Origin of the sequence: Devosia sp. MC521, from assembly GCF_014127105.1 — a bacterium.
Taxonomy (GTDB): domain Bacteria; phylum Pseudomonadota; class Alphaproteobacteria; order Rhizobiales; family Devosiaceae; genus Devosia.
In genome coordinates this window covers 211,893-236,175 of the sequence record NZ_CP059902.1, presented here as the reverse complement: position 1 = coordinate 236,175, position 24,283 = coordinate 211,893, and the positions used below count along the sequence as shown (strand labels likewise).

Genomic DNA, 24,283 nt, shown 5'->3' with positions numbered 1-24,283 from the left:
CCTCCTAGTACTAGGATTTCATGACCTGAAGAGGAGAGCAAGCACAGATCGACTTAACGGAGCGGTTGGTTTCGTTTAAGGAGAAAACGAAAGAAGGACACCACGCCGATGACACCCTCACTGCGACAAGCGAAAATTGTAGAACTCGCGCGCGAGCTGGGTGAAGTGACCGTTGAAAGCCTCGTCGCAGCGTTTGGCGTGACCCCTCAAACGATCCGCAAAGACCTCAATATTCTGTGTGACAGAGGCTCGCTCAAGCGCACTCATGGCGGGGCGATGCACCCTTCAGGCGTTGAGAATGTTGAATATGAGGCGCGGCGACAAATCGCGACCAATGAAAAGCGCGCTATCGGGGAGGCTGCTGCTAAGCTCATTCCCGACAATGCGTCGCTGCTGATCAATATTGGTACGACCACCGAAGCCGTGAGCCAAGCGCTGAGCGAGCATCGCGGGCTGATGGTGATTACCAATAATATCAACGTAGCCAACCGCTTGCGGGTTGTGCCCAGCATTGAAGTGGTGATCGCCAGTGGCGTGGTTCGCCCGTCCGACGGCGGCATCGTGGGGGAAGCGGCGGTCGACTTTATCCGTCAGTTTAAAGTCGACTTTGCCGTCATCGGCGTTTCGGCCATCGATAGCGACGGTTCGCTCTTGGACTTCGACTATCGTGAGGTGAAGGTCGCGCAAGCCATTATCGCCAATGCGCGCCATGTCATCGTGGTGTCCGACTCGACCAAGTTCACCCGCACTGCGCCGGTGAGAATTGGGCATTTGAGCCAAGCGCATAGCTTCATCACGGACGCCTGCCCCCCTGCAATCCGGCAGCTGTGCGCGGAGGCGGGGGTGACAGTGATCGAGACGCAATTGCGCTCGAACTAGTAGATCATAAGGGCTTGTTCAGACAGACGTAGGCCCTCGGAAGCGTCGCCAAAGCCTGTGGCTGCCACCGCTTTGAAAATGCGGCGCGCTTCGCGGTAGAGCTTCATGTGGTAGTAGCTCCAGGCACGCAGGGTCAGAAGGTCATTGCGCTCTGGAGCGTATTGGCCACGCAGGTTGAGATATTCAATCGCTTTGACATAGTCGCCCGCCGCATAAGCGGTTTGGGCCTTTTGCGTCATGATGCCGATTTCGAGCTCGACAGCGCGGGCACTTGGAAGCGGCGCTGAGGCGGCGGCAACGGCGGCATTATCGGGCAGTCCCATACGCATATAGGCCAGCGACTGACCATAAGCGGCATCGCTGCGTGTGGCAGCAGCGGAAGACTGGAGCGCGCGTGCAAAGGCTTCAGCGGCTTGCGCCGGACGGTTGAGGCCCATCAGGCACCACGCCTGACTAAGCGCTGCACCGGGGGAAAGGGACGCCGCAGGCACTGGGTTCTGACAGGAGCGAGAGCCTCCACCACCGGAGCCGGACGTGCCAGACGCAGCGGTGCGCGGCGCAGAACTTGGGGTTGCGGCAGGACGCGCAGCGACCGGTTTGGCGACGACGTCCTGTACCGGCGCCGTTTGCGTATCGGGGCGCGAACCGTCGACGACGCGCGGGAATGCGGCAATGCGCTCAGAACGGTTGCCCCATTGGGCCTTGATCGCCTGAACCGTATTGAGGTCGCCGGCAGCATTGGAGGCAACGAGCAGACCATAAGCGGCTTTTTCGAGATCTGGCTGCCAGCGCAGCGAGAGGGTGAACCACTCGATGGCTGTCGTGACCTGATCAAAACCATAGGCATACCAGCCCATTTCCTGCGCCGCATTGGCATTGCGGGTCGAGGAAATGGCATCAACCATGCGTCCAAGAGCATCACTATCGAGCGACACGCGGGGTTCGAGCGACAGCACTGCAGCTACGGCGTCGAGATACATGGCCGACATCTCATCGCTGAGATCGGAATAGGGCGCGAGGATTTCCTCGGCGACGCGATAATCGCGCAATTGCAAGAGAGCCGCGGCGAGCGCTTGGGCCGACGCTTCTGAGGGGTCTTTTTCGAGCGCCTGTTCAAACAGACGGCGCGCTTCGTTCGGGCGGGCGCGTTCGAGCTTGTAGAAGCCAAAGAGACGCAGGTCTTCTGCCGAGGATTGCTCATTTATAGAGCGTTCAAAGAAAGCCACGTCGGCGGGCGAGACCGGTACGCCGCCGACTTCCAGCGAAGAGGCGATGGCCGCACGGGCCAGATCAAGGCGCAGCGGTTCAAACTCGCCAACGCCGTTGGCGTCCTTCTTTTCGAGCTCGAAAAGGGGGCTCAACTGAGCAATGTCAAAATGCGCCTTGGCTTTTTGAATGGTCGACAGGCGCTCTTCGGCAGATGTGCAATTGGTGAGAATGTATTTATAGGCGTCGATGGCGCGGTCATCGGCATCGGTGGCGACAAAGGCATCAGCTAGGCGCCAAAGATTGTCGATGCGCTCGCAGGTTAAAAGCTCTGGGGTATTGGCCGCCACGGTGATGACAATCTGGTGCTCACCGACATCGGACGCGTTGCGCAGCTTGACCTGCGCCTCGGCCAGATTGAGCTCTTTGAGCAAGTCCGGGGTTGGCTCGAAACTTGGATCGGTCGCCTGACGCGCGACAATGGCGGCGCGTGTGCCCGCGTAATCGCCAGCGTTAAACAGCTCCCACATGCGAAGAATATCGCGATCTGGTGAGAAGTCTTGAGCCAAGGGGTCTGCGGGCGGCTCCCAATTGGGATAAAGCGCGCGCAGACGCTCGATTTCGCGGTTCATGCGCTCGGTGTCGCCCTGCTGAGCGAAATAGCGCAATGCCGTTTCATCGACCTTCGGACCTTGCGGGACCGGGGCGGCGCTCGGCTGTGGCATTGGCACAGGCTCGGCTTGGGCAACGACAGTTTGGACGGGTGTATCGGCATGCGGGAGGCGCTGCTTGCCCTGCTCGGCCACGACAGCATAGCTAACGCCGCCGATGAGCCCGATAATGACAAGCGGAATAGTAAAACGCATCAATAGCCTCCGCCCAGGCATAAGGGTTCATTGCGGCGCAAATGATCGAGCAGCAACAACTGTAATGTCGAAGCGTAGTAGCTGGTTGCCTGCAAACTGCGTAATTCGACCGGAATGGGTTTGCGCGCTGTCACGCAATCAATGGCGGCAACGATCAGTCGATAGCCTGGCTCGCCAATTGGCTCCACAGCCGCTCCATTAATGACGTTGATTTTATTCAGCGTGTCCCCTGTCGCACTGCGTCGAATGGGGCCGAGAAAACCGGGATTGGCACCAGCGCGGATCAGATAGAGCGGGATACGGATATTGTTGTAACCAAACTCAGCCGGATGGTTGGGTGCGTGCACCACCCCACCATTTTTTAGCTGGATCCAATCGCCGGGAACACCGGCTTTGCTCACCGCGGCACGGCGCAGGATATCAAGACCAGCCTTGGAGATTGCGGCCCAATCGGTGGAGCTATCGACCTTGGCAAAGAGATCAAGCGCCTCAAACACCCAATAGGACGGGTTTAGGATCGGAGACGAACCGTCCTCAGGGATAAAGCCATATTGACCCGGCAAGATGGCAGGACCGGCCTCACTCGGCACGATCATCGTGCGGCCGACCGTTTGTATGATGGCGAGCGCACGTTGGCGATAGGCGTCGTCCGACCACTGCTCAGCGGCGAGCAGCAGACCATAAGCGATCAGAATATCGCCATCGGTGGCATTATTGGTGTCCGAGACATGCGGATCGGCGGTCGGCTCCCAGCGCCATGCAGCCAGGCCATCATTGCGGATCAGCAACTCGGTATCGGTGAAGGACCAAATCCGTTCAAAGCTGGCGCGATCATCGGCGAGGACCGCCAAGATCATGCCATAGCCCTGCCCTTCGCTATGGCTGATACTGCCATTGGCGCGATCAATGACGCGGCCGTTCTGCTCGACATAACTATCGAGATACAGGCGCCATTCGTCGGCGTGGATTTGTGGGCTTTTAGCGACGGCTGGCATGACAGCAAGTCCTAGAAAAGCCAGAACAACGAGCGGCAGACACTTCATTCTCGGCGTCCTACGGCATTCAGAACAAACGACGTTGCGAACATGAGCAAGACGCCCATGGCCATGATTGCCACGGCAAAGAACAGAATATTGCCAGAGAACCAGTTCGCAGCGACAAGGCGCATGTTAGCGAAAGAAAATGGCTGCGTGTTCACAAGGGTGTGATTGCTCAACGGAACGACTTGGACACCATCGGCATTGCGGGCCACTTCACTGATGCGGCCAGAAATTTTTCGCCAGTTGTCAACGACCAACATCCGCTCAGAGCCTTCGAGCAGGACCGCGCTATCGGCGGCCGTCAGCACCGTCCAAATGCCACCCTCTGGCTGACGCACTTGGGAGAGCGCAGCAGAATTGGCGGAAATGGTGCGCGGGCCGTTATCAAGGGCGCGGATGCGCAGGTCATCCAAGTTCAGACCCAAGCGTTGCGATAGCCAATCGGCAGGGCGGCGCCAAGCCGAGGTTTCGGCTTGCGGGGTCGCGAACTGATCGAGCGCCCGCTCATTGGGCGATTGGGCCGGAGCCGATACGCCCGAAATGCCGGTGCGACCGGAAATGGATACGGGCATGGCGCTAAGCGGCATGACAAGAATAGCGTTTTTGTCGGGGGTCAGCGCCGACTGGGACATAACCTCAACCGGCAAGATCGTGTCGGCGGCAGCGGCCACGCGGCCGAGAAGCTGCATGGCTGCGGTGAGATCGGTTTCGCCATCGCTGACCACAACCGGGACTGTGGGCTGCTCGGAATAGGGCCAGCCAAGTCCGGTGAAGACTTCAAGATTTGGCAAGCTGGCAGCGCGCGCAAACTCTGGCATGCGCAGGAGCGTGGAATTGGACAGAACGAAACGCGTGGGGGCCTGGCCGGTCCAGCCTGGCTGGCAGACCGCATCGGAGGCCGTCAACAGATTGACCCTGATGTCGACGACGTTTCGGCCTGGGCGCATATTGGTCATGGGTATCCGCATGACCGTATTACGCAGGATGCCGCTATCGGTGCGCAGCAAAGGCGTGGCCGAGGCGATCTGGCCATTGGTGTAGATATTGATCTCGCTCTCCGGCTCCACATCGGCCGAGAACGCCGCATCAAGGACCAGATCGAGCGTACCGTAGCGGTAGGCGTAGAAGTCTGCCGGTAGATCAAACTGCAAGCTGGTCGAGAAATTGCGCCCATTGAACTCAATGGTTTCGACGCCCAATTCGCTCAGCGAGATTTCCATGCCACCTTCAAGGCGCGGATGCGGTGTCGCCAAGTCGATGCGCGGACGGCTGGCGCCGCCGGGCGCCGCGATCGCGATGGCTTCGCCAGCTCGTTCGATCGCCTGCCAATCCGGCCCGGAGACAACCAGCGTATTGGCCTGGCTTTGCACCGCAATCATTGCGGCAACGGGACCGGTCGTCGCCTGAGGTGCTGCGCCGGCAACCGCGCTAGGCAGTCGTTCGGCAGGCATAACCACAACATCGAGAACGCCGGGGCGTGCTTGGGCTGAAAGCTCGGTGGCGCGTTCGACCTTCAAGCTTGGCACGCGCATGGCCAGCGACAATTGCTGGGTCAGACGCAAGAGCGCCGTGCGGGCACGACTATCAGTATGATCCGCTGTGATAACGCGGAGGGTCGTCGTGCCGTTCTCATCGACACCCACAGCGCCGAGATCGGACAATTGGCGGATGACGCCGACGTTGGCACCCTCAAAGCGCAGACGTGCACTGGTGCTTTCGATATCGGTCCACAACTCATAGGTCGAGGCGATGGTGCAGTCAGTGCGGTGACGCTGGCTGGCGGCAAATTCAATGACGTTTGGACCCGGACGCAGAATGCCTTGCGGCACAGCAAAGCTCAGTGCGCTCGGCTGGGAGGGCGAGGCAATGGGGGACTGGGCGATTTCAACCGAGTTGATGCGCAGCTTCACCGAGCTGTTCTCAGGGGCGACAACAACCGCATTGAGATAGGCCAGATCGAGCGAGGCTGGGGCCGCGGCCTGTTCAGCCGTCAGATAGACGACAACCGAACGGCGCACTTCTTCGCCTGCCAAATTGAACGTGCGTTCTGGCAGAATGGGACGCGAAAAGCTGACATTGACCGGCGCGAGAACAGCATCCGTGCTGGTCGGCGGGAGCGGCACGGCAGGGCTTGGTGCTGCCACGACACGATCGCTTTCCGGCGACATGTCGAACTGGGCCTGCGCCCCAACTAAGAGCAAGGTGGAGGTCAGGAGCGCCGTGGTGAGGAGGATGAGCTTTTTCATGGATTTGTCCTGCTCGACCCAAACCGCAACAGATAGCCTAGACCGCGTCCGGTTTGATAAAGCGCCATGCCGACAAAGCGCAGTGTTCCGCGAATGAGGCCAATATTGATTTGGCGCTGCTTCTGACGCTGCAGCCAAGTGCCAGAGTTTGCGTAGAGCAAATCTGCAATAAGCTCATAGTCCTTGCCAGACTTGGGCATGTAGCGCGCACCCAACACCACCGCTTTGCCTTCAGATTTTGTCGACGCCACGAAGATGTGGAGCTCTCGCGCTTCACTTTGCGAGAGAGGGGTGAACCGCACCACCGCACCAGCGCCTCTGCCCAAGCCCGAGGAATTGGGCAAACGTATGGCAAGGCCACCGGTCGAGACGTTGATGATATTGCCACGCAGCCATGTGCCATCGGTACCTTGGACTTCGCAGCGCCGATCAACATTGATGCGGCGGCTGGCGCGCTGTTCGCGGCGCTCGGCAACCACGCCCAAAGCGCAACCGGCGATAATGAGATTGAAGATGTTCCAGCTGCCCACCACCATGGTCACTTCGGCCTGATAGGGCTGTGTGGTGATCTTGTAGATGGTCATTGCCAGTGCGGCGACGAGCACAACAAAGATGATGTAAAAGGGACGCGACAGCTCGGACAAGCGCGAGACATCGACGCTTTCATCCTTGGACGTCACCTTGAACGAAGGCTTGGATGGATTGCGCACCACCGACAGCAGCGCGCCGAACAGGTGCACCGACTGAATATATTCGTAGAGCTCGGAAATCCACGGCCAGCGCCAGCGCCCAAAGAGCGAGTTCTGCATGACCAAGTTCACGATGAAATAGGTCAGCGTATAGGCGGTGAACTCACCGGCAGAAGCGGTGAATATCTGCAGATCGAGGAAGAGATAGCAGAATGGCGCGAACAGGAAGATCATGCGCGACAGCGGGAAGAGCCAGAACATGGTCGAAGACATGTAGCTGATGCGCTGCTCGATCTTGAGACCGCGCTTGAACAGCGGGAAGCTGAACAACATGATCTGCATCATGCCTTGCGCCCAACGGGTCCGCTGGCCGATGAAGCTGGCAAAAGTTGCTGGCTGCAGGCCCGCAACCAGCGGACGATCGATGTAGATCGAGTTCCAGCCACGGCTGTGCAGCTCAATGGCAGTCTCACAGTCTTCCGTGATCGAGCGACCCGAGAAGCCGTTCGTATGTTCAAGCGCTTCACGGCGCAGCAGCGCTGCTGAACCACAGAAGAACGACGCATTCCAGCGATCAAGACCGCGCTGAATGATGCCGTAGAACATTTCGTTCTCAGACGGCATCACCTCAAAGGTGCGCAGGTTACGCTCAAGCGGATCTGGATTGAGGAAGAAGTGCGGGGTTTGCACCAGGAAGAGACGCTGGTCGCGATCGAAATACGGCACGGTTTCCTGAAGGAAATCGCGCGCTGGCGCGTGGTCAGCGTCAAAAACGGCGACGAATTCGCCCTTAGACTGCGACAGACCGTAGTTCAGATTGCCAGCTTTAGCGTGCTCGTTGGCTGGACGCGCCAGATAGGACACGCCGAGCTCCTCGCACAAGGCGCGCAGCTGGGTGTAGCGTTCTTGGGCAACAACGGCGAGTTCAGGATCGGGATGCGAGCGCTTTGCATCGGTGGCACCATCATCGAGCAGCCAGACGGTCATTTTGTCTGCTGGATAGTCGATGGCCTTGGCAGCGGCCAAAGTGCCCGCCAACAACTCATAATCTTCATTGTATGTGGGGATGAAGATATCGACCGTTGGTACACGATCATTGGGTCCAAGACGGACCGAGCCGCGTGGCGGTATTGGCTTGAGCACGACAAACAAGCTCAAGAACAGCATGACGATGCAGTACATCTCAGCCAGATACAGGATCAGGCCGGGAATAAAATCGGCGATCTCGTAATAGGGCGGGATGGTGCTGGTTGTGCGCCAATAGGCATAGCGCAGCACAATGATCGTACCGAAGGTCAGCAGCAGCAGCCGCCAATTGCCCCCAAGGTTCAAAAGCTTGATGACAAGCATGGCCGACAGGAGCAGCACCGCCATGATCAGGTGAACTTGTAGGCTCACCGGGATGGCAATGAGCGCTAGCGTGGCAATCGCGATTGCCAGCCATGCAAAAATTGTGAGGGCCTTCGAAATTTTAGTCTCCTGCGCTCTCACAGACTCTATCGAGTGCTTGCTGGAGGGGATGGGACGAACACGCTCGGCGCGGATGGCGCTGTGTTAGTCGAACCAGTTGCCGATGTCCCAGAAGGTGGACGCGGCACCATTGGCCCGACGCCACTTGGTCTATCGGTTGGGCTTGGTATAATTGGCCCAGAAATTGACGGCACGATAGGTCGTGTCGTCGCCGCTGGCTGGGGTGCTGGCGCAGCGGTCTGTGCCTGCGCGGCAGGACGTGTGGTCGGGATGACCTCGGCAAAGCCTTGAACACCCAGAGGCCGAATAGGCGACAGGGTGGCACCAATCTGCATAGGGGCCTTGCCTGGAGGGAACACCCCGGTGTTCAGGCGCAGCTGATACATAACTTCGAGCAATTGCGCTTCCGTGACGCCACGACGGCACAGTTGAAGGCGGACATTGATGGAGCCACGATCCACCGCGCCGGAGGGGCGCAAGGTGGCTTCGATACGCTGCCAAGCATAGATGCAGACGTCGCCATTGCTCGGCTTGGCAATCGCGTAGCCGAAGGGACCATAATTGTTCTGCACGAAGAAGGGCGATACCGCCATGCCCGAATTGGGCCAAGCGGCGAGCGCTTCTTCGGTGAGGTTAACACGGGTGAACGGAATGTCGCTCAAACCAGCGTCGGACCCATCGCTCCCTTTACCCACGAAACGGATAACCGAGATTTTATTCTCGCCAGTGGTGCGGGCCGTGGTCTCGAGGAAAATGTCATGTTTGACGGCATTGGGGTACGTCGTCTGCACCACGCTCACCACTGCCGGACCGCCCGGAGGGGGAACAACGATGGACTGCGCCGGAGCAATCACCATCGGTTCGTGGGGTTTCAGCTCAGAGGTCGTCGCACAGGCAGCTAGAAACGCCGCCATACCAATGGACGCTAATATCTTAACTGTGAGCCTGCGCCGTGCCGCACTCAGCATTCTTGCCGGCCTTCCATACGTGAACATAGTCTAAACGCACCAAAGTGCCGAGCGACCCAAACCCCGGAACCCTCTGTCGCTAAATATTAATCAGCGCAGTTAAGCAGATGCTAACAAATCCCGTCCCAGCGCCACTTACCAATAAATTTTTCGTTCCGAAACACACACTTAACGATGTTTAACAACGCGTTAAATGAACATATTCGAACGGTTTTTCTTTACATGACAAGTGTATAGGTAGTGCGCTGACGAGTTATTCGACCACTGTGCGGCCGAACAGAAAAGACGTTAGGTCACAACTTAACTGTGCGCTGACATCAGCGACACTGGTACTTTACATAAAAAATAGAGCGGGGGAAGCGCCCTCACATTGGGGGCACATCTACGGATCGACCTTGAACATTGCCTCAAGGGGATCGGAAACAGTGGGCGCAACAAATATATCTGTCGCTGCAGAAGGAAGGGGAATTGGGCCGGAGCAATGCCGGCCCAAAGCTAGTCTCTTAGAGAACGACGGCGGTAACCTGAATTTCGACCAGCAGCTCTGGCAGAGCCAGTTTGGATTCGACGCAAGCACGGGCTGGGGTGTGGCCCTGTGGGACCCATACGTCCCAGACGGTGTTCATCTTGGCGAAGTCAGAAATGTCGCGCAGCCAGATGGTGGCCGAAACGATCTGGGTCTTGTCTGCACCCGCCTGAGCCAGAAGGCTATCGATCTTGGCAATAACTTCCTTGGTCTGTTCAACCACATCGGCGGTTGCTGGATTGCCAACCTGACCGGCCAAGACAACGACCTTGCCGGAAGCAGGGTAGGACACAGCCTGGCTCATGCGTGGGCCAGCTTCAAAACGTTCGATCATCACTCTCTCCTTGATCAATGGGCGATTGGTCACACGCCGGAGGGGGCGAATGCAAGCATTTTTGCGAAGCCCCAGTCACCACCCACGATTGCGCCTAGCACTTGATCTCAATGAGCATTTTTAACTCACGACAGGCTCAGCGCACGATCAAGATGGGTATAGCCACCATCAACGAAGTGCCATTGCCCGGTCGTGTGCCCGGACTTTGCATTGGAGAGCAGGAAAACCACGTCGGATGCTATTTCTTCAGAGGTGGTCATGCGCTGCTCAAGCGGAATGGCTTTGGTGATATCGGCCAGTTTTTGCTCGGGATTATCGAAGCTATCGACCCAACGGCGGTAGAGTGGCGTCATCACCTCGGCAGGAATAACGGCATTAACGCGAATGCCATCCGGCAAGAGGGCCGCCGCCCATTCGCGCGTCATCGCCAGTTGTGCGCCTTTGGCGGCGGCATAGGCGGACGTATTGCCCTGCCCCGTGATCGCAGTTTTGGAGGAAATGTTGACGATAGCGCCTTTTGACAGCCGCAGCCACGGCAGGGCGAAATGCGCCATGTTGTAATAGTGAATGAGATTGGCATCGAGCGATTTGCGGAAGGCCGCAGGGCCAGCTTCAAGGCCGATATTGTCGTTAAAACCGGCGTTGTTGACGAGGCCTTCGATGCGGCCAAACTTTTGCGCCACGGTTTCGATCGCACGCTGGCAGGCCGTGTCATCTGAGAGTTCCGTTTTGACAAAGCCGTAGTTCGGGGCGAGGGCTGACATTTTGGCGGAGAACTCTGCCGACAGCTCCGACCGCGCGACAATGACCGGAATAGCCCCTTCTTCAGCGAGGCCCAAGCTAATGGCCGCGCCAATGCCGGAGCCACCGCCGGTGACGATAACGACTTTGTCTTTAAGACCGAGATCCATTAAGCGCCCCGAAATGTGTTTTCTGCGATGGAGGACGGCTTCATCTCGATAGAGAACCCAGCGCGTTCAGGCGGCATATAGGCCGCATTTTGGATCACGCATGGATCAAGAAAGTGCTCGTGCAGGTGATCGACGAACTCGATCACGCGCCCGTCCTTGGTGCCCGAGACCACGAGATAATCGATCATTGAGAGGTGCTGGACATATTCGCAAAGGCCAACGCCACCAGCGTGTGGCCAGACGGCCTTACCATATTTGGCTGCCATGAGGAGAACCGAGAGCACTTCATTGAGACCACCAATGCGGCAGGCATCGATCTGGACGATATCAATGGCCTCGCGCGTGATGAACTGCTTGAACAAAATACGGTTTTGGCACATTTCGCCGGTAGCGACTTTGACCGGGCCAATGGCCTCGCGGATTTTGCGATGGCCCTCGACGTCGTCGGGGCTGGTCGGCTCTTCGATGAAATAGGGATTGAAGCGCTGGAGCGCATTGACCCATGAAATCGCCTGATCGACTTCCCAAACCTGATTGGCGTCGATCATCAGATAGCGATCTGGCCCCATGATGGAGCGGACGATCTCGAGGCGACGAATATCGTCGGCAAGATCGCGCCCAACTTTCATTTTAATATGGCTAAAGCCCGCTTCGACCGCTTCGGTGGCGAGGCGCGTGAGCTTTTCGTTGGAATAGCCGAGCCAGCCTGCCGAGGTAGTGTAGCAGGCATAGCCTTCCTTACGCAGGGTAGCGATACGCTCGGCTTTCCCCGCCTCGGCCTTGCGGAAGATGGCTAGGGCCTCTTCACGGGTGATAGCGTCGGTGAGGTAGCGGAAATCAATGATGGAAACGAGCTGTTCAGGGCTCATTTCGGCGACATAGAGCCAGACCGGCTTATTGGCTTGTTTGGCCAAAAGATCCCAGACCGCGTTGACCACCGCACCGGTTGCCAGATGCATCGCGCCTTTGTCAGGGCCAATCCAGCGCAGCTGGCTATCGCCGGTCACATGGCGCCAGAAGCGACCGGGGTCTTCCGCAATCCAAGCAAGGTCAAGCCCGACGACGCGATCGGTAAGGGCCTTAATGGCGGCAACTACAACTTCATTGCCACGGCCGATGGTGAAGGTGAGGCCGTGACCTTCCAACGCGCCATCGGCGCCCAGCACCACATAGGCGGCGGAGTAATCTGGATCGGGGTTCATCGCATCCGAGCCGTCGAGCGAGGCCGAAGTGGGGAACCGCAAATCATGGGTAGAGAGCGATGTGATCTTCATTTTGCACCGATCCAGTAAGGCCCCCTCACCCGCCGCTTAGCGGCGACCTCTCCCCCAAAGGGAGAGGTGGGGCTCTGAGTTTGAGTGGCGATGGGCAGGTGGGGTCAGCCCGTCCAACCGCCGTCGATGATGTGGACTTGTCCGGTCGTATAGGTGGCGCCCGCGAGATAGACGGCGAGATCGGCGACTTCCTGGGGCTGGGCGATACGGCCAATCGGCTGGCGCGCGATGAAGGCTTTTTTGGCCCCTTCGAAATCGCCTGTAGCGTGCCAACGGTCGTGCAGGCTCGGGCTTTCCACAGTACCGGGGCAGATCGCATTCACGCGGATGTTGGACGTGGTGTAGTCGCCCGCAATGGATTTGGTCAGGCCAATGACTGCGGCCTTGGAAATGGAATAGGCGGCGCGGTTGGGCACGCCTTTGATGGATGAGGCGACAGTTGCCATATTGATGATGGCTCCGTCCTTGCGCTCGAGCATCTGGGGCAGAATGGCGCGAATGGTGCGGATTTGGGCGCGGACATTGAGATCGAGCGCGAAATCGAGATCGGCGTCGCTCATCTCCAGAACCGAGCCGGAATGGACGACACCGGCGCAGTTGAAGAGCACGTCGATATGGCCAATCTCGGCGACTGCAGCGGCAACATCAGCATCCGAAAGGACGTTGAGGACGCGCGTCGTGATATTTGGAGTGCCGTTGAGCTCAGCCAGTTTGGCCGCATTGATATCGGTGGCGATAACCTTGGCCCCGGCCGCTGCGAAGGCCCGCGCGGAGGCTTCGCCAATGCCTTGAGCCGCCGCCGTAATGAGTACGATTTTGCCTGAAATATCGGCCATGTCTTTGGTCCTGATGAAGTGGAAAGGGGCCGGTCCCTCGTCCGGCCCCCCATAACAATCTTAGTCGTAAAGAACGGCTGCGATCTCTGGATCGGCCATGTTGTCCTTGTCGTAGTAGTAGAAGCCGGTATCGATGACCTTCGGCAGGGTTTCGCCCTTCAGTGCCTTGATCGCGGCGGCGACGGTTTCGTAGCCAATGCCCACAGGGTTCTGGGTGATCGCGCCGTTGACGAGACCGGACTGAACGAAGCCCTTTTGCGCGGCACCGGAGTCAAAGCCGATGACGACGATTTGGGAGTTCAACTCCTGCTTGCCGTTGGCAACGCCAATGGCCGAGCCTTCATTGGTGCCGAAAATACCCTTGAGATCTGGGTTTGCCAGCAGGATCGACTTGGTGACTTCGGTCGACTGCAGATGGTCACCACCGCCGTATTGAACGGTGACGATTTCGATCTTTGGATGGGCTTCCTTGATGCGGTTGACGAAGCCTTCAACGCGCTGAATGCCGGTGCCGCTGGTCTGGTCGTGACCAACAACAGCAATCTTGCCTTCGCCGCCGATGAGTTCGGACATCTTGTCGGCAGCCAGAGCGGCAGCGGCAAGGTTATCAGTGGTGGCAGTGGTCAGCGGGATGTCGCTATCGACGCCAGAGTCAAAAGCGATGATCGGAATGTTGGCGGCCTTAGCCTGTTCGAGCAGTGGCACGGCGGCCTGGCTGTCGAGAGCGGCAAAGCCGATAGCGTCTGGGCTACGCGATAGGGCTGCAGCCAGCTGATCGAGCTGACGGTCAACCTGGCTTTCGCTTTCTGGGCCTTCAAAGGTGATGGTCGCGCCAAGCTCTGCACCAGCCTTTTCTGCGCCAGCCTTTACGGCCTGCCAGAACTGATGCTGGAAACCTTTCGAGACCAGCGCGATGTCATATTGATCCTGCGCAAGGGTCACGCCGGAAGCGCTGACAAGTGCGAGTGCGCTGATGGCGCCGAGCAGAGTACGTCTAAGCATAGGGTTTCTCCTCCCAAGTGTTCACGTCTTGGCTCACATGAGCCGGTCGTCAGCGCCCAGATGGGGGCGCGATACAAGCGTCGCCACTAAAGGGTGCGGCGGCGCAGTATGTCGGCATAGACGGCCAAGATGATGATGCAGCCGGTGACAACCGTCTGCCATTCCTGCGCCACCGAAAGGATGCGCAGGCCATTGGCCAAAACTGAAATGATAAGCGCGCCGATGAGCGTGCCGAGCACGGTGCCGCGGCCGCCAGACAGCGAAGTGCCCCCAATAACCACCGCCGCAATCGCGTCGAGCTCATAACCCTGCCCCAAAGCGGGCTGCGCTGAGTTGAGGCGCGAGGCAATGAGAATGCCTGCAACGCCACAGATCGAACCTGCCGTGGCGTAAACGGCAATCTTCCAGCGATCAACGTTAACGCCGGAGAGGCGCACAGCTTCTTCGTTCGAGCCCAAAGCAAAAGTGTAGCGACCAAGGGCCGTTTTGCTCAGCACGAAGGCAGCCACGATCGCAACAGCGAACAGCACGAGCACACCATTGGGAATGGGCAGTGCAGGAATGACTGCGCCCACCAATGAGCCCTGCGCGATTTGCGTAAAACCGGGCGTATCGTTGAAATAGATTGGACGCGTGCCAGAAATGACCAGCGACAGGCCCTTTAGGATCAGCATCATGCCAAGAGTGGCGATGAAGGGTGGTACTTTGAGCTTGGCAATGACCGTGCCGGAAACAAGACCGGCGCAGGTGCCAGCGAGAATGGCGCCAACCACACCAACGGGCAGGGGCAAGCCGAGATAGGTGAGCAAAACGCCTGCGATGACGGCACAGAAGGTCATGAGCGTTCCGACCGAGAGGTCGATGCCGCCCGTGATGATGACCAGCGTCGCCGCGATGGCGAGAACACCATTGACCGAAGTCGCTTGCAGAATGGCCAGAATATTCTGGGTCTGCATGAAATTGGGCGAGGCCAAAGAGAAGACAATGATCAGCGCAAGAAGCCCTGAGAAGGCGAGCAGTCGATGGAAGGCGCCCGAAATGCGAATGCCTGACTTCTGTGCGGGTACGGCGGCGTCTGTCATAGTTTTTCTCTCCCCCTCAATTGGCGCGGAGGCTTAGCCCGCGCGCTTGAGCTCCATGCCGTCGCGCATGGTTGCCAGGCGCATGATTTCTTCTTGGCTCGCGCCACCGGGAAGGATGCCCGTGAGGCGACCTTCACACATGACAGCGATCCGATGAGCCAAGCGCAGTATTTCCGGCAGCTCGGAGGAAATCACGATGATCGCCTTCCCCTCAGCCGCCAAAGCATTGAGTAATTTATAGATTTCAGATTTCGCACCGACGTCGATGCCGCGCGTCGGCTCGTCAAAAATCAGCACATCGCAATCGCGCAGCAGCCATTTGGCGATGACCACTTTTTGCTGATTACCCCCCGAGAGCAGACGCGCTTCTTGCCCGTCGCTCGGTGTTTTGATGGCGAGCTGGCGAATGTAGCCCTTGGCCGCTTCCGCCATGCCGCCCTCATCGAGCACGCCGCCCGCACGCGTAAAGCGCTGGAGACTGGCAAGGGCGATGTTGTTGCGCACATCCATGCCGGTGGCGAGACCGAAGAGCTTTCTGTCTTCAGAGAGATACCCAATGCCCGCTTCGACAGCGTCCTTGGGAGAATTAATGGTGATGCGCTTGCCGTTGATATATACCTCGCCGCCGTCACGACGATCCGCGCCGAAAATCGCGCGTGCAACCTCGGTGCGGCCAGCGCCCATCAGCCCGGCAAAGCCGAGAATTTCGCCCTTGCGAACGGTAAAGCTGACATCGCGGATTTCGCAACCACGAGAGAAGTTTCGGACATCGAGCGCCACTGGCGCGTTTGACGTGTCCGGAATGACCAACGCCTCATTGGTCAACGCGCGCCCCACCATCATCGAGATAATGGTCTCGATGGGCGTGTCGGCAGCCGGAACAGTGCCGACGTATTCGCCGTCGCGCATAATGGTAACGCGATCGGAAATGCGTTTGATTTCGTCCATCTTGTGAGAGATGTAAACAATGCCAACACCGTCCGCCTTAAGGCGATTGATGATGGCGAACAGCTCGGCGATTTCGGCGTCGTTGAGCGCTGCGGTCGGCTCGTCCATAATGAGGACACGGCTGCGATAAGACAGCGCTTTGGCGATTTCGATCATCTGTTGCTTGGCGATGGTAAGGGTTTCGACCTTCACCGTTGGCTCAAGCTTCAAATTCATCTGCGCGAAAATTTCGGCCGCATCGCGATTGAGCTTGGCTTCGTCCAGAATGCCGAACTTGCGCGGCTCGCGACCGATGAAAATGTTTTGCGCAGCAGTGAGATCGCGCATCAGTGCCAGCTCTTGGTGAATGATGGAAATGCCGTTCGCCTGGGCCTCGCGCGGCGAGCTGATGTTAGTGTGAGCGCCGTTAACAAGCACGCTGCCAGCGTCGCGAGAATAGACGCCAGAAAGGATTTTCATCAGCGTGGACTTGCCCGCGCCATTCTCTCCCATGAGAGCATGAACCTCACCGGGCAAGAGTTGAAACTGCGCATTGGAGAGAGCGCGGACGCCGGGAAACGACTTGTCGACACCGGTCATCTCGACCAGCGGCACAAGCGTCGCGTTCACGTTCCCAGCCGGATTTTGCGCCACAGTGATGTCCTCCTCAGGGAGGCTCCTCAGCTATCCCTGCCCCGACCATAGTAACATGTTAGTACGCCTGTCAAGTGGTCTGACCAGTAGACAGGTTGACCGGTAATACCTATGGTGTGTTGTGGAGGTGGTCATGAAACTACAGGCCGTTTCAAACCGAAAACTATATATCCAGATTGCCGATCAGATCCGCGATCAGATCGCGGCTGGCGCGGTCGCGCCCGGCGTACAGCTGCCTTCAGAGCGCGACTTGGCCCAAAGCCTGGGCGTATCGCGCCCGACAGTGCGGGAAGCGCTGATCGCGCTGGAAGTCGCCGGTTTGGTCGAGGTGCGTGTTGGCGTCGGCGCTTTCGTTAAAGGGCCTTTGGCCCGCGAAACCGATCTTCCCGAGCAGAGCGCATCGCCCGTTGAAATTATGGCCGTGCGACGTCTTTTAGAGCCGGAAGCGGCGGCCTTGGCCAGCCAAGGCATCTCTCCTGCCGGTCGGGAACGTCTCAAGCAAACGCTCATCCGCATGGGCGAAGAGACAGCATCCGGGCAATGGTCGTCCGACAGCGACCGTACTTTGCACATGACGCTGGCTGAAGCTTCCGGCAATAGCGTTTTGCGCGAAACGCTGGAAGGTCTTTGGGCCTCGCGGACGGGAGCGGTCGACGAGCAGTTTCACCGGCACCTTGGCGATATCGACGCCGTTCGAGCGCATATTCTTTCCGACCACGTGTCTATTGCAGATGCCGTTTTGGCCGGGAATGCGGACGCTGCACGCGCCGCGATGACGGCGCATCTCGACTATGTCGCGCAAGCTATGACCGACGTTTGGGATTAATTCCCTCTGCATCGACGCAAGAAAAAACCGGGCCACCTCGCGATGGTCCGGTTTGTTTTTGTAGTCTCGATAAGCGTTTGGCTTAGATCTTGATGTCCTTATTCCCCAGCTTCATCAGCAGGAAGAGTGAGGCCATGGTCAGGACCAGTAGAATGGTCGAGAGCGCTGCGGCCGTGCCCAACTGACCACGGATCACCTCAGCATAGATGCCGAGCGCCAAGGTCTGGGTGCTGGTGTTGTAAAGGAAGAGCGTTGTCGAAAGCTCAGTAATGATGGTCACCCAGCTCAGAACCGCGCCCGAGAGAATGCCCGGGCCGAGCGCCGGAACGATGATGCGCGTGAGGGTTGTCCACTTGGACGCGCCTAGGCTCATCGCCGCTTCTTCAATGGCTGGGTTGAGCTGGCCCATGAGCGCGGTCGTCGAGCGCACCGAATAGGGCAATCGACGGATGGTCAGTGACAGCACCATGATCAGCGCCGAACCGGTGAGGATCAGCGGGCCGGTCGAGAACGCAGTGATCAGCGCGATACCGATAACCAAGCCCGGCACCACATAAGGCACCATGGTCATGGTATCGAGCACATTGCTGAGCCAGCCTTTACGACGCACAACGAGATAGGCAACCAGAACAGCGATCACCACCAGAATGGCGAGGGCGGTGAGGCCAATGCCAAAAGTGTTGCCGATGTAGCGCCAGATATCCCGCTGCGAGCCGACATAGTTCTTAAAGCCCCACCCATCGACGAACTGGCCGTATAGGGTGTTGCGGAAGGAGGAAATGACCACCACCACCAAAGGTGCGAGCGCGAGGAAGAGGAAGGAATAGACATAGGCGTGAACGCCAAAGTTTGCCCAACCCTTGATCTGCTTTGGCTCGATGGTGCGCATCGCCGTCATCGAGAATTTCTGACGGCTGGCCAGATATTTCTGGAACAGAAAGATCGACATGGTCACGAGGATGACGATGACGGCGACCGAAGCGGCAAAGCTCTGGTCGGTCGAAACTTCACCGACGAAGGACGAATAGATCAACACTGGAACCGTCCGGAAGCCCTGCCCGATCAGCATTGGCGTGCCGAAATCGGCAAAGGCACGCACGAAAACCAAGAGCGAGCCCGCGAGAACCGTTGGCCAGAGCAGCGGCGCAATAACTTGGACGGCGCGACGGAGCCCCGTAACACCCATGCTTTCAGCCGCCTCGAGCAGCGACACGTCGACCGTGCGCCAAGCACCCATGAGATAGGTGAAGATCAGCGGCACAAGCTGCAGGGTCAGCACGAGAATGATGCCCGGGAAGCCATAGATGCTCGGTGGTTTGACGCCGAATACATCCTGGATGAGCTGGGTCACCATGCCGTTGTTGCCCAGCATGAGGATCCAAGAATAAGCGCCGATGAACGGCGGCGACATCATGGAGGCCAGAATAAGGATCTGGATGATGCCCGAACCGCGGACGCGGAACATGGTCATGAAATAGGCGAGCGGGAAAGCCACGGCGAGCGCCAGAACCGTCACGCAGACCGTGACGAGAACGCTGTTCCACAGGGTGGAATAGTAAAGGCGCGAAGAGAAGAACTTCTCAAAGCCCGCCAGCGAAAACTCACCGTCGGCGCTGAAGCTGTTGAACATGACCGTCATCAACGGCCAGATCACCATCAACAAATAGCCAGCGGTGAGAACGACGGCGACCGTGGTCCAACCGTCGAACTTTTGCCGAGTTGCGCTCACTTGGACTTGCTCCGCGTGATCGAAACGCCGGTGACGGCATCAAAATAGGTCAAAACGTCGTCCTTGAAGACCAAGGATACCTTGTCGCCACGCTGCCAGAGCGCGTCACGGATCGAGAATTCAAGGAATTCTACGGTTTCGCCAGTGCTCAGACGCGCGCGGATTTGCGAATGGGAGCCGAGGAACGTTTCTTCAACGACCTCAGCTGGCAGACCGTTTTCGCCAACATGCACGGCTTCTGGACGTACAGAAATCTGCACCTTGCCCGTTGCCGTTGGCTGGATACGATTGGTCACGTCAAGCACAACGCCGTCGCCGAGATCGACAACGGTCTGATCACCGCGCTTTTCAATTTCGCGCTCGATAAGGTTGGTCTTGCCGATGAACTCAGCAACGAACCGATTTGCCGGGTTGCGGTAGATTTCTGCAGGCGTATCGCACTGCTGCACCACACCCTGGTTCATCACCGCGATACGATCCGACACGGCCATGGCTTCTTCCTGGTCGTGGGTGACGTAAACGGTGGTGATCTTGGAAGCGCGCTGCGCTTCCCGAATAGTGTCACGCATCTCAACGCGCAGCTTGGCGTCAAGGTTGGACAGCGGTTCGTCCATCAGCAGAACGGCGGGCTTGATCACCAGAGCACGGGCAAGCGCCACACGCTGTTGCTGACCACCCGACATTTGGCCCGGCAGACGATCCGCAAGATGGTCCATGTGGACCTGCTTGAGGGCGACGGAGACACGCTCAGCGGCCTCCGCCTTCTCGACTTTGCGAGTCTGCAGCCCGAAGGCAACATTCTTCGCCGCAGTCATCTGCGGAAAAAGGGCATAACTCTGGAACACCATGCCGATGTTTCGCGCCGCTGGCGAACGATCATTGATGACGACATCGTCAAAAGAGATCGTCCCGGATTCAATGGAATTGAAACCGGCGATCATGCGCAGCAAGGTTGTCTTGCCGCAGCCTGAGGGGCCAAGAAGCGTGAAGAATTCACCTTCATGAATGTCCAGGTCGAGATTTGGGATCGCGACCTGGCCGTTGTACTCTTTGCGCAGAGAGCGCAGCGCGATGCTGGTCACCGGGCTGCTCCTATTGGTTGTTAAACGTTCTTAGAAATTAGCTTCGAGGATCGTGCGGTACTTCGCAACGATCGCATCGCGGTTCGCCGCTACGTAGGCGCCATCTTCCTGAATGGTCGGGATGTCGGCCAGCGCTGGCAGGCCTGGCTTGACAACACCATCACGCAGCGGACGACCGGCGGTCTGTTCCGCCAGAATGGTCTGACCTTCTTCAGAGATGATGAAGTCCACGAAGGCCTTGGCGGCAGCTTCGTTTGGTGCACCCTTGATGACCTGGAGCGTTGCCGGCAGGAAGGCTGCGCCTTCAGACGGGTAAACGATTTCGACCGGCGCGCCCGAGAGGACGAAGTTGAGCGAAAGCGGTTCGTAGGTGAGGCCAACGAGATATTCGCCTGCAGCAACGTCCTTAGCCACCTGGCTGGACGAACCGATGGTGATGCCGTTGAGCTGGGTAACAAGCTTGCCAACAAAATCCCACGAAGCGTCGGATTCGTAGTCGCCGCCAACAGCCTTGAGCATGTTGGTGAGCTGAGCAAAGGCCGACGAGGATGCAGTTGGGTCGCCGAAGGCAATCTTGCCCTTCAGCTCTGGCTGCAACAGGTCTGCATAGGACTTGATTTCGATGCCCGCAGCAGCGGTCGCTTCGGTGTTGACCAGAAGGTTCGAACCGTCAGCCTGGTATGGGGTGAAGAAGCCGGTTGCGTTCTTGCCAGCTTCAACCATGAATTCATTGTTTGGCGAAACATATTCGGCCCAGAATTCAGTGTGGGCCGCAGCCTGAGCTGCGCCGCCGCCGAACAGCACGTCGCCCTGTGGGTTCGACGCTTCCGAACGGATACGCTGGTAGAGTTCGCCGGTCCCTGCGGTGATGATCTGGACCTGAACACCGGACTTTTCTTCAAAGACAGGGATCAGGCTTTCCAGCATGCCTTCTTCATTCGGGGTGTACACGGTGAGCGTGGTACCCGAAATAGCAGCGTCCTGAGCAGCGGCGCCGAGAACACCGGTCAGGGAAAGTGCGATAGCAGCAATTGTTGCTGCACCAATGGATGACGTGCGACGCATGTCGATATTCCTCTCATCGGCTATGACAAAGCCTGAGGGGAATTATCGCACGTTAGCGCATGCCATGTTCTGCAATATCGTCTTGGCCTCACCCCCGAGGGTATTGACAAAACGTTAACCTGAAGCGGCCGACTAGGTTTTCTCTGCTGGACACCGGATTTTCAAGTCTGAGCAATGGACCGAAAAAGTGGGAATTCTCCGAACAACCCTCTGATAATTCTATTGAAATCCAATCATGCATAGATTCTCACGAGGCCATTTTGCTCTCGCGGGCGGATCAAAAACTTGATCCAGACTACTCCAAAAAAGCGCGTGAAAATTCGATCCAGCGCGGCTGACCGCCGTGATATCAACGGTTTTAAAGGCAGGCGGCAGTGAGGAAACCGCGCACGCACCCACTGTAGCACCGGAAGCGTGACACTGTCGTGACACGCTTGGACGGCAGGACGTGCACGGCGCGCGCAGACAAGTCAGGAGGGCGGACGTCATAGCTCACATAGACAACACTTGGTAAGACTGGCCACCACTTTACAGAGCCGAAACGGCCGGTGGGCTCAAGCGTATGAAACGACGTGGCGCTACAAAATTGGTGAACCATCCCGCTAACGCATGAAGGGCAGAGCTCAAGCAAAAAAGATAAAATTTTATCGAAATTTTCTAAATTAAATTGTCCTAACGCCTTATCTAGACGTTATTTTTTCCTTGCCAGTGTCACTTACAAGAGAGCAGCACTGATGCTGCATATGGGGACACTGATGAATAACAAGCTCGCCGTATACGCTACAGCCTTCAGTCTTGTTTTTGGTTCGGCTCATGCTGCATCTGACATTTTTGTCGATCAACTTGGCCAAAATCTCCTGCCACTATCGAGCAACCAGATGGTGTCGATAGAGGATGTTAGTGACGTGGCTACCGGCGCTGCGAACTCTATGCGCAGTGTACGCAGCCAGTTTCGCAATACGACGTCATCTGCTTCTCTGCTGGTGCAAAACGGCGACGATAATCGTGCTGACTTCCATCAGACCGGCGCGGGTAATCTCGGCATAGTCATGCAGACGGGCATGATGAATAACGTCAACCTGTTGCAAAAGGGATCAGGCAATAGCGCAATGGTACTGCAGAGCGGCTATCGCAACATGGCCTCTGTTAGCCAGATGGGCAACAACCACAGTGCCTTTGTTGCGCAGCAAGGTATCGGCAACGTTGCGATCATCTCGCAGCGGTAACATGGTGGCGTCCGCGAAGGACACCACCACTACACTGGAGCTACTGACCGACCTGATCGGCCGGCGGCAGCACGTCAGGATCTGTGACACCAATCCTGACCTAGGTCACCAAAATCCGGAAAATCGATTGAGAACCCAGGGCTATCGCTGCCACCTTTGCGCTGGCCCTGACCGTAAGCAAGCAGCCAGTTCCCATTAATGGGATCTCCCCCAAGCGAGGGATTTATTGGTCGATAGATCAATTGTGAAGCAGCGGAATATTGCGTCGCGACCAGCGCGACCATTGCAGCAAGACCGATTGTTTTGATCAGTCGCGACATGATTGAACTCCTGAACACTAATTTGGCTTGTTAAAGACGTACATGCGGCCGGGAACGATCACGACCACCTGATTTTTCAGACCATTAATGCCGGTTGGCATCATGTAGTTGTGGCCGCCAGCCTGCAGCGCGACGACCGCTGAATTCTGGCCGCCGACGGACATTGCGCCACCGAGATCATCGCCAACTTGGAGGAACGCCACGTCGTTTCGTGTACCGCTGACGCCAAGTAACTGGGTATTGTTGGTACCCACGCTCGCCTGCAGCACGTTGTTGCCGCTGCCCGACTGCACCAGCAACATGGCCGAGTTCGAGCCCTGAATGGCCTGTATTGCGCGGTTATTGCTCCCTGACTGAGCGATGATCGCCGCATTGTTGGCGCCAGCAATCGCGGCATTGGCAAAGTTGTTTTCGCCAATTTGGGAAATCATGGTCGTTGACCCGACAGTGTCCGGGCGAAGAGCCTGGACTGGAAGAAGGAGAGGACCGATGACCGAAGGGTCAGTACTTAGATACTGGCTGCCTTCGGGATAGATCCCGTTAGGCATTCCAACGATAGCCGCTGTCGTCAGCGGTTCGGCCTGAACCGCAACAAGCGCAACGCTCGTCATCAGGGCAGCACCGCCTAGCGTACGCAGAATTTTTTTCACCATGGTTTTCATCCCCATTCTTGGTGTCAGGCAGGCATGGAATTCATGTCGAGCACCAATTCCTGCTCGAGACGGCACAGGCTGTGCCCAGCGCTGTCGGCGACATCGAGTTGCAGGAACAAGCGAGCTGGCAGATCGACGTCGACCCGGGACGTGCCGAGTGTGCCGCTGGAGAAACCCCAGCTCTGGCTTGTCTGGCTGGCGCCACTGGCCGAGCGTTTCGCAATCCTAAGCCGCACTGTGCCGGACAGCGCCGACGAGGTTTCGATGAATGACCTCAAGGAGGCCATGGAGCCGAGATTTACCGCCACGCCACATGCGGAGATGCGCGGGTCGAGGATGTCACCTTCTATGATGCGGTCACTCATCGAAGCTTCGCTTGTGCTGGTGGAAACGAGGATTGTCAGGAGAACGAGGGCAAGGCCGCACATTGCGTCCTCCGAAGTGTACGGGGCGCCGAAGCGACGCCCCGCAG

Annotated in this window: 21 protein-coding genes; 3 read left to right on the top strand and 18 right to left on the bottom strand. The window is 57.8% G+C overall.

The genetic code is table 11. The features are described from left to right. Positions 1-108 precede the first annotated feature (108 nt). On the top strand, positions 109-879 hold the full coding sequence (locus H4N61_RS01120; protein ID WP_169196207.1) for a DeoR/GlpR family DNA-binding transcription regulator: 771 nt from the start codon (positions 109-111) through the stop codon (positions 877-879). Here H4N61_RS01120 and H4N61_RS01115 read toward each other — a convergent pair. The 12 genes from H4N61_RS01115 to H4N61_RS01060 form a co-directional block, all read right to left on the bottom strand. Next, a complete protein-coding gene (locus tag H4N61_RS01115) occupies positions 876-2,951 on the bottom strand; it encodes a cellulose synthase (protein ID WP_169196208.1) in 2,076 nt (691 codons plus the stop codon). The genes H4N61_RS01120 and H4N61_RS01115 overlap by 4 nt on opposite strands. Next, positions 2,951-3,994 carry a glycosyl hydrolase family 8 gene (locus H4N61_RS01110; protein ID WP_169196209.1) on the bottom strand — a complete coding sequence of 348 codons (1,044 nt, stop codon included), beginning with the start codon at positions 3,992-3,994 and terminating at the stop codon, positions 2,951-2,953. The genes H4N61_RS01115 and H4N61_RS01110 overlap by 1 nt, the downstream gene beginning before the upstream one ends. After that, entirely contained in the window at positions 3,991-6,237 is a 2,247-nt protein-coding gene (locus tag H4N61_RS01105; RefSeq protein ID WP_182394767.1) for a cellulose biosynthesis cyclic di-GMP-binding regulatory protein BcsB, read from the bottom strand. Before H4N61_RS01105 ends, H4N61_RS01110 begins: the two co-directional genes overlap by 4 nt. After that, a complete protein-coding gene (gene bcsA, locus H4N61_RS01100) occupies positions 6,234-8,417 on the bottom strand; it encodes a UDP-forming cellulose synthase catalytic subunit (protein ID WP_248306547.1) in 2,184 nt (727 codons plus the stop codon). Before bcsA ends, H4N61_RS01105 begins: the two co-directional genes overlap by 4 nt. Positions 8,418-8,422: 5 nt before the next feature. Next, complete coding sequence (gene bcsN / locus H4N61_RS01095) at positions 8,423-9,310, bottom strand: cellulose biosynthesis protein BcsN (protein ID WP_182394766.1); 888 nt, start codon at positions 9,308-9,310, stop codon at positions 8,423-8,425. A gap of 557 nt (positions 9,311-9,867) precedes the next feature. After that, a complete protein-coding gene (locus tag H4N61_RS01090; RefSeq protein WP_182394765.1) occupies positions 9,868-10,227 on the bottom strand; it encodes a RidA family protein in 360 nt (119 codons plus the stop codon). Positions 10,228-10,349: 122 nt separating this feature from the next. Next, complete coding sequence (locus H4N61_RS01085) at positions 10,350-11,135, bottom strand: SDR family oxidoreductase (RefSeq protein ID WP_182394764.1); 786 nt, start codon at positions 11,133-11,135, stop codon at positions 10,350-10,352. Beyond that, on the bottom strand, positions 11,135-12,409 hold the full coding sequence (locus tag H4N61_RS01080) for an L-fuconate dehydratase (RefSeq protein WP_182394763.1): 1,275 nt from the start codon (positions 12,407-12,409) through the stop codon (positions 11,135-11,137). Before H4N61_RS01080 ends, H4N61_RS01085 begins: the two co-directional genes overlap by 1 nt. Positions 12,410-12,513: 104 nt before the next feature. Continuing rightward, positions 12,514-13,245, bottom strand: coding sequence for an SDR family oxidoreductase (locus H4N61_RS01075; protein WP_182394762.1), 732 nt, complete (start codon positions 13,243-13,245; stop codon positions 12,514-12,516). 60 nt (positions 13,246-13,305) lie between these two features. Next, the gene (locus H4N61_RS01070) at positions 13,306-14,247 is read right to left on the bottom strand and encodes an ABC transporter substrate-binding protein (protein WP_169196216.1); all 942 of its coding nucleotides are present in this window, start codon (positions 14,245-14,247) and stop codon (positions 13,306-13,308) included. 86 nt (positions 14,248-14,333) lie between these two features. Beyond that, on the bottom strand, positions 14,334-15,329 hold the full coding sequence (locus H4N61_RS01065) for an ABC transporter permease (RefSeq protein ID WP_169196217.1): 996 nt from the start codon (positions 15,327-15,329) through the stop codon (positions 14,334-14,336). Positions 15,330-15,362: 33 nt separating this feature from the next. Beyond that, positions 15,363-16,856, bottom strand: a complete 1,494-nt coding sequence (locus H4N61_RS01060; protein ID WP_182395881.1) for a sugar ABC transporter ATP-binding protein — start codon at positions 16,854-16,856, stop codon at positions 15,363-15,365. A gap of 187 nt (positions 16,857-17,043) precedes the next feature. Between H4N61_RS01060 and H4N61_RS01055 the strand changes: the two genes are divergently transcribed. Further along, positions 17,044-17,736, top strand: a complete 693-nt coding sequence (locus tag H4N61_RS01055) for a FadR/GntR family transcriptional regulator (RefSeq protein WP_169196218.1) — start codon at positions 17,044-17,046, stop codon at positions 17,734-17,736. 82 nt (positions 17,737-17,818) lie between these two features. On the opposite strand, the gene H4N61_RS01050 is transcribed toward H4N61_RS01055, so the two are convergent. From H4N61_RS01050 to H4N61_RS01040, 3 genes are read right to left on the bottom strand one after another with little or no spacing between them, the layout of a single operon-like run. Beyond that, a complete protein-coding gene (locus tag H4N61_RS01050; RefSeq protein WP_169196219.1) occupies positions 17,819-19,465 on the bottom strand; it encodes an iron ABC transporter permease in 1,647 nt (548 codons plus the stop codon). After that, positions 19,462-20,547 carry an ABC transporter ATP-binding protein gene (locus tag H4N61_RS01045; protein ID WP_182394761.1) on the bottom strand — a complete coding sequence of 362 codons (1,086 nt, stop codon included), beginning with the start codon at positions 20,545-20,547 and terminating at the stop codon, positions 19,462-19,464. The genes H4N61_RS01050 and H4N61_RS01045 overlap by 4 nt, the downstream gene beginning before the upstream one ends. A gap of 30 nt (positions 20,548-20,577) precedes the next feature. Beyond that, positions 20,578-21,612 carry an extracellular solute-binding protein gene (locus H4N61_RS01040; RefSeq protein ID WP_182394760.1) on the bottom strand — a complete coding sequence of 345 codons (1,035 nt, stop codon included), beginning with the start codon at positions 21,610-21,612 and terminating at the stop codon, positions 20,578-20,580. A gap of 755 nt (positions 21,613-22,367) precedes the next feature. Between H4N61_RS01040 and H4N61_RS01035 the strand changes: the two genes are divergently transcribed. Next, a complete protein-coding gene (locus H4N61_RS01035; protein WP_182394759.1) occupies positions 22,368-22,838 on the top strand; it encodes a hypothetical protein in 471 nt (156 codons plus the stop codon). Between the two features lie 74 nt (positions 22,839-22,912). On the opposite strand, the gene H4N61_RS01030 is transcribed toward H4N61_RS01035, so the two are convergent. The 3 genes from H4N61_RS01030 to csgH are packed head-to-tail and all read right to left on the bottom strand — an operon-like array spanning position 22,913 to position 24,239. Next, a complete protein-coding gene (locus tag H4N61_RS01030; RefSeq protein ID WP_182394758.1) occupies positions 22,913-23,158 on the bottom strand; it encodes a curli assembly protein CsgF in 246 nt (81 codons plus the stop codon). 17 nt (positions 23,159-23,175) lie between these two features. Then, complete coding sequence (locus H4N61_RS01025) at positions 23,176-23,820, bottom strand: hypothetical protein (RefSeq protein ID WP_182394757.1); 645 nt, start codon at positions 23,818-23,820, stop codon at positions 23,176-23,178. 14 nt (positions 23,821-23,834) lie between these two features. Next, a complete protein-coding gene (csgH, locus tag H4N61_RS01020) occupies positions 23,835-24,239 on the bottom strand; it encodes a curli-like amyloid fiber formation chaperone CsgH (RefSeq protein WP_182394756.1) in 405 nt (134 codons plus the stop codon). Positions 24,240-24,283: the final 44 nt, after the last annotated feature.